The organism is Nonomuraea sp. MG754425 (assembly GCF_021699195.1).
GTDB lineage: Bacteria > Actinomycetota > Actinomycetes > Streptosporangiales > Streptosporangiaceae > Nonomuraea.
In genome coordinates this window covers 1-383 of sequence record NZ_SSXE01000531.1, presented here as the reverse complement: position 1 = coordinate 383, position 383 = coordinate 1, and the positions used below count along the sequence as shown (strand labels likewise).

1 protein-coding gene is annotated in these 383 nt (G+C 66.1%); it reads left to right on the top strand.

What is annotated here, in order from left to right; all coding sequences use genetic code 11:
• Nucleotides 1–18: 18 nt before the first annotated feature.
• Nucleotides 19–383, top strand: a 365-nt coding sequence (locus FAF44_RS56620; RefSeq protein WP_368857808.1) for an RICIN domain-containing protein, incomplete at its 3' end; no start/stop codon positions are given.

Below are 383 nucleotides of genomic sequence, written 5' to 3'. Positions count from 1 at the left end.
ACACCCGGCGACGGTGGCGTGTACACGCTGGCGTCGGGGTCGTCCGGTAAGTGTGTTCTCGTGACGGGGTCTTCGGCTGACAACGGGGCGCTGCTGGTGCAGACGGCGTGTTCGGCGTCTGCGGGGGGTCAGCAGTTCCGGGCGGTGGCTCGGGGGAGTGTGTTCAATCTGGTGAACGTCGGCAGCGGTCGCTGTGTGGATGTTCCGGATTCTTCGTCGGTGTCGGGTACGCAGCTTCAGCAGTGGGGTTGTGGTGACGGGGCGAAGGCGAACCAGCAGTGGTCGTTCTCGGCGTCGTCGGCGGCGAGTGGGAAGTTCCTGGTGCGCAGTGTCGCGACGGGGTTGTGCGTGAGCAACAAGGACGGCTCGACCGCGGGCAACAA